This is a genomic window from Micromonospora endophytica, from assembly GCF_003236305.1.
GTDB classification, from domain to species: domain Bacteria; phylum Actinomycetota; class Actinomycetes; order Mycobacteriales; family Micromonosporaceae; genus Micromonospora; species Micromonospora endophytica.
In genome coordinates, this window is record NZ_POTX01000234.1 from 1 (window position 1) to 9,158 (window position 9,158).

A 9,158-nucleotide genomic window follows, 5' to 3' on the forward strand; every position below is an offset into this window, starting at 1 on the left:
ACGCCACACCGCCTCGCAGGCGAGATGTTAGGAGGGGGCCCCTCCTATACACGAGGCGTTAATAGGGGGCCCTTCCTTTGAACCGATGTGGGGCGGTGGTGCGTACCTGTGGGGGAAGGGAGTGGCCCATGAAGCGCCTGACCCCGTTGCTAACCCTCCTGTCGGGGGCGGTGACGGCTGCCGTGCTGTTCACAATGAGTGCACAGGCATCCCCGCCGAGCACTCAGCCAGTGGCCGGAGGTGCCCCACCGGCTTCCGCGTCCACGAGCGAGGCCGATCCTGAGGCTGTGCCTGAGGCCGATGCCGAACCCGAGGCGGACGGGGGTGCCGCGGATCCGGATGCCGCGAACGCCCGACCGCCCGGCACCTCACCACCGACCGAGCAGGATCCGTCGTCCGCCGGCACCGAGGTCAACTCGGTCGAGCAGAACTGGATCGGCCAGCTGGAGAACGGCGCGACCATCGCGATCACCGTCAAGAACGGCAAGGCCGAGGCGTACGTCTGCGACGGCCGCGAGATGGAGGTGTGGCTCTCCGGCACAGTGCGGGACGGGAAGATCGAGCTGACCGGCAAGGACGCCAAGCTCGACGGCATCATCCGCGGCGACAGCGCCAGCGGTGAGATGGTCGTCGGTGTCCGCCGGTGGAAGTTCGAGGCACAGCCCGAGGAGAAGGTGGTCGAGGAGGCGAACGTCAAGGTCGGCGAGGCCACCACTGCGGCGATCTACCGCGCCAGCGACGAGGCCCGCAAGGCCGGCATCGACGGCGGCTGGATCTTCCTGCCCGACGGCAACCAGATCGGCATCGTCACCTGGAACGGCGAGCCGATCCCGGCGCCGCCGCTGGATCCCGCCTTCTACAGCACCGTGGTCAACGGGGTCACCGTCACCGCCGATCCGGTAGTCCCCGGGGCACGCTGATGGCCGGGCACCGCTCGGGCGTACGCACGGTGCCGCGCCGCCCGCCCGAGCCCACCATGGAGGTGATGCGCGACTTCGACGGCCCGCCGCCGAGCGCGCCGCAGCGACGACCGTCGCTGCTGATCCCGCTGGTGGTCGGGGCGGGGGTCGCGGTGGCGCTTGGCGTCTACGGTCGCACCCACACCCCTACCGGGATCGCGGTGAACGTCGCCGGCTTCTCCTCGCCGTTGACGGTGAAGGTGTGGTTGGGCACCGGGGCGGCGTTCTTCGCCGTCATCCAGTTGCTCACCGCGATGGCCATGTGGGGCCGGCTCGGCGGGTTCTCCCCGTCCTGGGCCGGCCCGGTGCACCGCTGGTCGGGCCGGATCGCGTTCCTGCTCACCGTGCCGGTCGCCGTGCACTGCCTGTACGCGCTCGGCTTCGCCGACTACGACACCCGTACGCTGCTGCACTCCCTGTTCGGCTGCTTCTTCTTCGGGGCGTTCGCCACCAAGATGCTCACCCTGCCCAAGCGTGGGCTGGCCGGCTGGGTGCTGCCGGTGATCGGCGGTGCCGTGTTCGTCGCCCTGATCGGTGTCTTCCTGACCTCGTCGGTCTGGTACTTCACCACCTTCGGCTTCCAGCTCTGACCCCCGGCAGCTCCGCAATTCGAAGCAGCTTCGCAACTCGAAAGGCAAGGCACCTGAGAATGAACCACGAGCAGGCCGGTTGCTGCCGGTCGCGACGGGCCATGCTGGCCGGCACCGGTGCGGTGGGGGTGGCCGCGTTGACCGGCTGCGCGACGTACGGTCAACCGGCAGCGGCTCCGCCGCCGCCCGCCGCCGCACCCGCCGGCAGCGCGAATCCGTCTGCCGACCCCTCGGGCACCGCGGCTGCCGACGCGGCACCCGCCGCCCCGGCGCTGGCCACCCTGGCGGACATCCCGGTCGGCGGTGGACAGATCTTCGCCGACGCGGGCGTGGTGGTCACCCAACCCACGGCGGGTGCCATCAAGGCGTACTCGGCCACCTGTACGCACCAGGGCTGCACGGTCACCTCGGTCGCCGACGGCGTGATCACCTGCGCCTGCCACAACAGCGTGTTTGACATCGCGGACGGCTCGGTACGCAGTGGACCGGCGAACGCCCCGCTGCCCGCCGCGAACGTCACCATCGACGGTGACGCCATCCGGCTGGCCTGACCAGGTCGCCCGCCGTCGCGAACACGCAAGACGCGGCCCACCCCAGGCCCGGGCCGCGCGGGGCCGTCCGGAACGGGCTTGCCCGCCCCCGGACGGCCCCACCTCACGTTGAGTTGACCAAGAAGTTTGCGTCGCACCCACCGGCACGACGCGACCAAAACTTCTTGATCAACCGTGGGGGCGTGACGGGTCAGACGGTGAGGGCTTGGCGGACTGTGGGTTCGGCGGTGGGGCCGGCGGTGCCGGCGGAGGTGACGCGGCCCGACTCCAACACGTGGTAGCGGTCGGCGACCCGCAGGGCGAACCCGAGGTGCTGCTCGACCAGGAGCACGCTGAAGCCGGTCTGCGCGATGAGCGCCACGATCCGGTCCTGGATCTCGGTCACCACCGAGGGCTGGATGCCCTCGGTCGGTTCGTCGAGCATGAGCAGCCGGGGCCGGGTGATCAGAGCCCGGGCGATGGCCAACTGCTGGCGCTGGCCGCCGGAGAGCAGCCCGGCCCGCCGGCGCAGCAGCGGGCGCAGCGCCGGGAACAGGTCGAGCACCTCGGCGGTGGCGACCGGGCCGTCCCGCCGGCCGTCGGCGACCAGCCGCAGGTTCTCCGCCGCGGTCAGGTGCGGGAAGCACTGCTGGCCCTGCGGCACGTACGCGATGCCCCGGGCCACCCGGGCGTGCGGGGCGAGCCGGGTGATGTCCTCGCCGTCGAACTCGACCCGGCCGGCGGACGGGCGCAGCAGGCCGGCGGCGACCCGCAGCAGTGTGGACTTGCCGGCGCCGTTGTGGCCGAGCACCGTGGCGACCCCGTCGGCCGGCACGGTGACGTCGACGCCGTGCAGCACCCGGCTGCGCCCGTAGCCGGCGTGCACGCCGCGCATGGTCAGCATCATGCCTCCAGAGGGGTCGCAGCGGCGTCGACCGGGTGGCCGAGGTAGACCTCCTGCACCCGCGGGTCGGCCTGCACCTGGGCGACGGTGCCCTCACTGAGCACCTTGCCAGCGTGCAGCACCGTGACGGTCCGCGCGAAGCGGCGCAGGAAGTCCATGTCGTGTTCGATCACCACCACCGTGCGGTCCCGGCTGACCTTTTCCAGCAGCGCTCCGGTGGCGTCGCGTTCCTCGTGGCTCATCCCGGCCACCGGCTCGTCGAGCAGCAGCAGCCGGGCGTCCTGCACCAGCAGCATGCCGATCTCCAGCCACTGTTTCTGCCCGTGCGCGAGGGTGCCGGCGAGCTGGTCGGCCCGGCCCGCCAGGCCGATCACCTCAAGTGCCTCGGCCACCTCGTCCGGTACGCCGTGCCGGCGGCGCAGCAGCGTGGCCCAACTTCGCCGGGCGCCGGCCGCGATGTCGAGGTTCTGCAGCACGGACAGCTCCTCGAACACCGTCGAGGTCTGGAAGGTGCGGCCGACCCCGAGGCGGCTGATCCGGTGCACCGGGCGGCCGAGCAGCTCGCGGTCGCCGAAGCGGACCGAGCCGGTGGCACGGACCAGCCCGGTGACCGCGTCGACGAGTGTGGTCTTGCCGGCGCCGTTGGGTCCGATGAGGAACCGGATGTCCCCCGGTGCCACGTCGAGGCTGACCCCGTCGACGGCGGTGAACCCGTCGAAGCTGACCCGCAGGTCGCGTACGTAGAGCCCGTGCAGTTGCTCGGTCACGGCGACACCTCCGCTGCGCGCCGCCGCAGCCGCCGGAGCAGGCCGGGCCGCTCACCGTCGTCGCGGCGGCGGGCCAGGCCGATCAGCGAGGCCAGGCCGCCGGGCAGGAACGCCACCACCACCACGAAGAGCAGGCCCTGCAGGTACGTCCAGGTGCCCGGAAAACGTTCCGACAGGGCGGTACGCGCCCACGCCACCGCGACCGCGCCGAGGACCGGCCCGAGCAGGGTGGCCCGGCCACCGACCGCGACGCCGATGACGAACTCGATGGAGGGCACGATCCCGATCAACGCCGGGGAGATGATGCCGACCGCGGGCACGAAGAGCGCCCCGGCCAGCCCGGCCATGCCGGCCGCGACCACGTAGGCGACAAGCTTCACGGTGGCCGGGTCGTAACCGAGGAAACGGACCCGCTCCTCGCCGTCGCGGACCGCGACCAGCAGTTCGCCGTAGCGGCTCTGCATCAGGTGCCGGGCCAGGGCCAGCAGCGCCAGCAGGGTGCCGGCGATGATGAAGTAGACCATCCGCTGGTTGACCGGGTCGTCCAGGTCGTAGCCGAAGAAACCCTGGATGTCGGTGAGGCCGTTGGTGCCGCCGGTGGTGCCCTGCTGGCCGATCAGCAGGATCACCATGGCCGCGGCGAGGGCCTGGCTGAGGATGGCGAAGTAGGCGCCCCGAACCCGGCGACGGAAGACCAGCGAGCCGAGTACGAAGGCGACAGCCATCGGCAGCAGCACCGTGGCGGGCAGCGCGAACCAGGGGCTGGCGAAGGGGCGCCACCACAGCGGCAACTCGTCGAGTTGCCCGTACAGCAGCATGAAGTCGGGCATCGCACCCGGACCCGCGTCGGCCAGCTTGAGGTGCATGGCCATCGCGTAGCCGCCGAGGCCGAAGAACACGCCCTGGCCGAGGGCGAGCATGCCGCCGCGGCCCCAGGCCAGGCCGATGCCGACCGCGACCATCGCCACGCAGAGGTACTTGGCCAGCAGGGAGAGCCGGAAGTCCGACAGCAGCAGCGGCGCCACCGCGAAGAGCAGGGCCGCGCCGAAGGCGAACCCGACGGCGGCCCGGTAGCGGTGGCGCGACGGCCCGGCGGCCGGCTTCTCCGGCGGCGGCACGGGATCGGCGGTGACGGGATCACGGGCGACGGTGGTCATGCGAGGCTCCTGGTACGCAGGGTGAACAGGCCCTGGGGTCGCCACTGGAGGAACGCGACGATGGCGACGAAGACCATCACCTTGGCGACGCTGAGGGTGGTGAGGTATTCGCCGGTGGCCTGGAGCACGCCCAGGGCGAAGGCGACGATCACGGTGCCCTTGAGCTGGCCGATGCCACCGACCACGACGACCAGGAAGGCGTCGATGATCAGGTTGGTGCCCATGGTGGGTCCGATCGGCCCGAGCAGGGTGAGGGCGACACCGGCGATGCCGGCCAGGCCGGAGCCGATGAAGAAGGTCATCCGGTCGACCCGGGCGGTGGCGATGCCGGAGACGGCGGCCAGGTCGCGGTTCTGCACCACGGCCCGGATCCGGCGGCCCAGCGGGGTGGCCTGCAGCGCGACGGTGAGCGCGGCCACCGCGCCACCGGCCAGGACCAGGATGAACAGCCGGTTGTTGGCCACCGTGATGCCGCCGGGCAGGGCGACGTTGCCGGTGAGCCACTCCGGGGCGCGGGTCTGCACGTTGGGGCTGCCGAAGATGTCCCGGGCCAGCTGTTGCAGGATCAGCGACACCCCCCAGGTGACCAGCAGGGTGTCCAGCGGGCGGGCGTAGAGGCGGCGGATCAGCAGGAACTCCAGCAGGACGCCCATCGCGCCGGCCACCACGAAGGCGACCGGCAGGGCGACCAGCAGCGACCAGCCGGCCGCGGTGATGACCTGCTGGAGGACGTACGTGGTGTAGGCGCCGGCCATGATGAACTCGCCGTGCGCCATGTTGATCACGCCCATCTGGCCGAAGGTGAGCGCCAGGCCGAGCGCGATGAGCAGCAGCACCGCCCCGATGCTGACGCCGGTGAAGAGTTGGCCGATGAGAACTGTCACAGTGCGTACTCCGAACTGCTGGTGGGAAGGGGCCCGGGCGGACGTCGCGTCCCGCCCGGGCCCGCTGGTCAGCTCAGGCCGCCGGCCCAGGGGTAGCTCTTCAGGTACGGGTCCGGAGTGATCGGCTCACCGGAGTTCCACACCTCGGTGATCAGCCCGTCCGCGCCGACCTTGCCGATCCGGGCCGTCTTGGCGATGTGCTGGGTCGCGCCGTCCACGGTGACCAGACCCTCGGGCGCGTCGAAGGTGATGCCGTTGGATGCCTCCCGCACCTTCTCCACGTCGAAGCTGCCGGCCTTCTCCACCATGGCCTTCCACAGGTGAACCGAGACGTACGCGGCCTCCATCGGGTCGCTCGTCGGCTTGTCCGCGCCGTAGCGGGCCTTGTACGCCGCGACGAACTTCTCGTTCGCCGCGCCGGCGGTGGTCTGGTAGTAGTTCCAGGCGGTGAGCTGGCCCTCCAGATACTGGGTGCCGATGCTCTTGACCTCTTCCTCGGCGATCGACACCGACACCACTGGCATGCTGGCCGCGGTCAGTCCGGCGGACTTGTACTCCTTGAAGAACGCCACGTTGCTGTCGCCGTTGAGGGTGTTGAAGACGGCGTCCGCACCCGAGGACTTCACCTTGTTGGTGATGGTGCCGAACTCGGTGGAGCCGAGCGGCGCGTAGTCCTCCCCCAGCACCGCCATTCCATTGGCCTCGGCGTACGCCTTGATGATTTTGTTCGCGGTGCGCGGGAAGACGTAGTCGGAGCCGACGAGGTAGAGCGACTTGGCCCCCTGTGCCTTCAGGTAGTCGAGGCCGGGAACGATCTGCTGGTTCGTGGTGGCACCGGTGTAGAAGATGTACGGCGACTGCTCCAACCCTTCGTACTGCACGGGATAGAACAGCAGCGCCTTGTTCTTCTCGAAGACCGGCTTGACCGCCTTTCGGCTGGCCGAGGTCCAGCAGCCGAAGACCGCAGCGACGCGATCCTCACGGATCAGTTTCTCGGCCTTCTCGGCGAAGGTGGGCCAGTCCGAGGCACCGTCCTCGCCGACGGGTTGGATCTTCTTTCCGAGTACGCCGCCGGCCGCGTTGATCTCCTCGATCGCGAGCATGATCGAATCGCGGACGGTCACCTCGCTGATGGCCATCGTGCCGGACAGGGAGTTGAGCAGGCCGACCTTGACGGTGTCGCCGGAGACGTCGGCGGCGACACCTGCGGAGCTGTTCTCATCTGTGGTCTTGCTGCCGCACGCGGCCAACGCGGCCGCGGCGACCAGGGTCATGGCACCCGCCAGGATGCGGCGTCCCTGGAACAATGTCATCAATTCTCCCTGCATGTGCGGGCGAGGCATGGTGTCAGCTCACCGGGAACGCACGTCGGTCCCGGGTGGAGGATGCGGATCGGTGTGGTGCGGTGCGGTCCGGCGGAACTCTCGGCGCTGCCCGGCACGATGGGTGGACACCGGCCGGGCACCGATTCTGATATCGGGCAGGGAAAGCTTCGATCCGCTTCATTGCGCGGATGTTTCCCAATCCTCAATAGACTGTTTCCGCTGCCTGGCGTTGGTGACACCGGACCATGAAAAAATGCCGGCGCCTCACCGTCGAAGAAACGGCAAAATGGCACCGGCACACGATTAATGCCACCATGGAACGGCAATTCCCGTCCACCGTGGGCAAGTGGCGGTATCCGGCACGAGGACCGGATACTTCACACAGGAAGTATCTTATGCGGCCAGCCGACTGTCGTGTCAAGGCACCGTCGGGTCACGGCGGGTCAGAGTTCGGCGAGGACGGTGAAGTCGAGGCCGTCCGCCTCGGCCAGATAGATGCGCTGCCGGACGTGGCGGCGGCGCAGCCGCAGCTCACCCCGGGGGCCGTCGTACGACACCACCTCCGCGGACGCCTCCACCGCCCGTACGTCGAGCGTGCCGGCCTCGGCGATCAGCGCGGCCAGCAGCATCACGCCCTCGTAGCAGGACTCCCCCAGACTGCCCAGCGGCGGCGCCTCCAGCCCGAACCGGCGGGCGAACTGGCCGTGGAAGTCGAGGTTCTCCTGAGTGACCAGACCGGCGAAGAAACCGGCGGTGCTGAACAACCGCCGGGTGTTCGCCGCCCCGCTGGCCAGCAGCATGTTCTCGTCCATCAAGGTGCTCAACCGCAGGCAGCGTTGGTCAAGGCCGGACCGGCCGAAAGCCCGATTGAACCGGACCGCGTCCGCGCCGACCAGCAGCATCAGCACCGCGTCGGCGTCGCTGCGCTCGATGCGGCGCAGCACCTCGGTGAAGTCGTGCGTCTCCAGCGGCAGGAAGTGGTGCCCGACCAGGCGGCCACCGCTGCGCAGCGCGTACCGCTGGGCGGCACGGGTGGTCCGCCGGGGCCAAACGTAGTCGTTGCCCACCACGAACCAGCGCCGTACCCCCAGGTCCGCCGCGAGCAGTCGCATCGCCGGCCAGAGCTGCGCGTCCGGCGTCTCGCTGGTGAGGAAGACCCCCTCGGTACGCTCACCGCCCTCGTACAGCGCGGTGTAGACGTACGGCACCCGGTGCGCGATGCGCGGTGCCACCGCCTGCCGTACCGAGGAGATGTGCCAACCGGTGACGCCCTGCACCGCCCCCATGGAGACCAGCGCCTCCACCTCGGCGGCGACCTCGGCCGGCGGCGCGCCGCCGTCGACGGGCACCAACCGCAGCTCCCGGCCGAGCACCCCGCCGCGCCGGTTGACCTCCTCCATCGCCAACTGGGCGCAGAGCTCACAGCTCGGACCGAACATGCCCGCCGGGCCCCGCATCGGATAGACGAGCGCGATGCTGACCACGCCCCGGTCGACGGTGAGAAAGGACGCCCCGGCGGTGATGCTCTCCGCCGCCTGCGGGCGCCCGTACCCCGGTGCCGGCGCGGACATGAACACATGGTGGCGGCACCCGGTGCCGAAGACCAGTCTTCCCCAGCCACCGGGACGTCTCGGTACGATGGCACGGCAACCGCCAGGCGGGAGTGCCATGTCAGATCTTCCCGGCTCCGCAGCCGACCTGCTGCCCCTGCTCACCCGCGCCGAGCGTCTGCTCTCCCGTCGGGTCGGCGGGGTGCTCGCCGACGAGTCACTCAGCATCGAGGCGTGGCGGGTGCTCTGCCTGCTCGCCGACCATCTTGGACATCCGATGAGCGAGGTGGCCGCCGCGGCCTCGCTACCGCCGGGCACCCTGACCAAGCTTGTCGACCAGCTCGTCGACCGTAACCTGGTGTTCCGCCGGATCGACCCGTTCGACCGCCGCCGGATCCGGGCCTACCTGACCGACCGGGGCCGCCGCGAGCACCAGCGCCTCTCCGCCCGCATCCACGCCGAACTGGCCGACCTGAGCACCCCCGACGACCC

General features: G+C 70.3%; 10 protein-coding genes. 4 read left to right on the forward strand and 6 right to left on the reverse strand.

The window, feature by feature from the left end; genetic code table 11:
- The first annotated feature begins 287 nt into the window (after positions 1-287).
- The 3 genes from C1I93_RS24870 (at position 288) to C1I93_RS24880 (ending at position 2,100) form a co-directional block, all read left to right on the forward strand.
- A complete protein-coding gene (locus C1I93_RS24870; protein WP_223256400.1) occupies positions 288-920 on the forward strand; it encodes a hypothetical protein in 633 nt (210 codons plus the stop codon).
- 65 nt (positions 921-985) lie between these two features.
- Entirely contained in the window at positions 986-1,549 is a 564-nt protein-coding gene (locus C1I93_RS24875) for a DUF6529 family protein (protein WP_420811751.1), read from the forward strand.
- Positions 1,550-1,608: 59 nt separating this feature from the next.
- Positions 1,609-2,100 (forward strand): Rieske (2Fe-2S) protein, encoded by a 492-nt coding sequence (locus C1I93_RS24880; RefSeq protein WP_111245711.1) that lies wholly within the window; start codon positions 1,609-1,611, stop codon positions 2,098-2,100.
- 190 nt (positions 2,101-2,290) lie between these two features.
- Here the strand turns inward: C1I93_RS24880 and urtE are convergent, their stop codons facing one another.
- The 6 genes from urtE to C1I93_RS24910 form a co-directional block, all read right to left on the reverse strand.
- The gene (gene urtE, locus C1I93_RS24885; protein WP_111245717.1) at positions 2,291-2,983 is read right to left on the reverse strand and encodes an urea ABC transporter ATP-binding subunit UrtE; all 693 of its coding nucleotides are present in this window, start codon (positions 2,981-2,983) and stop codon (positions 2,291-2,293) included.
- The gene (urtD, locus tag C1I93_RS24890; RefSeq protein WP_111245712.1) at positions 2,983-3,750 is read right to left on the reverse strand and encodes an urea ABC transporter ATP-binding protein UrtD; all 768 of its coding nucleotides are present in this window, start codon (positions 3,748-3,750) and stop codon (positions 2,983-2,985) included. Before urtD ends, urtE begins: the two co-directional genes overlap by 1 nt.
- The gene (urtC, locus tag C1I93_RS24895; RefSeq protein ID WP_111245713.1) at positions 3,747-4,907 is read right to left on the reverse strand and encodes an urea ABC transporter permease subunit UrtC; all 1,161 of its coding nucleotides are present in this window, start codon (positions 4,905-4,907) and stop codon (positions 3,747-3,749) included. Before urtC ends, urtD begins: the two co-directional genes overlap by 4 nt.
- Complete coding sequence (gene urtB, locus C1I93_RS24900) at positions 4,904-5,791, reverse strand: urea ABC transporter permease subunit UrtB (RefSeq protein WP_111245714.1); 888 nt, start codon at positions 5,789-5,791, stop codon at positions 4,904-4,906. The genes urtC and urtB overlap by 4 nt, the downstream gene beginning before the upstream one ends.
- Positions 5,792-5,859: 68 nt before the next feature.
- The gene (gene urtA, locus C1I93_RS24905; protein ID WP_111245715.1) at positions 5,860-7,104 is read right to left on the reverse strand and encodes an urea ABC transporter substrate-binding protein; all 1,245 of its coding nucleotides are present in this window, start codon (positions 7,102-7,104) and stop codon (positions 5,860-5,862) included.
- Positions 7,105-7,559: 455 nt separating this feature from the next.
- Positions 7,560-8,687, reverse strand: coding sequence for a substrate-binding domain-containing protein (locus C1I93_RS24910; protein ID WP_223256399.1), 1,128 nt, complete (start codon positions 8,685-8,687; stop codon positions 7,560-7,562).
- Positions 8,688-8,784: 97 nt separating this feature from the next.
- On the opposite strand from C1I93_RS24910, the gene C1I93_RS24915 reads away from it, so the two are divergent.
- The coding region (locus C1I93_RS24915) for a MarR family winged helix-turn-helix transcriptional regulator (protein ID WP_111245716.1) at positions 8,785-9,158 on the forward strand (374 nt) is incomplete at its 3' end.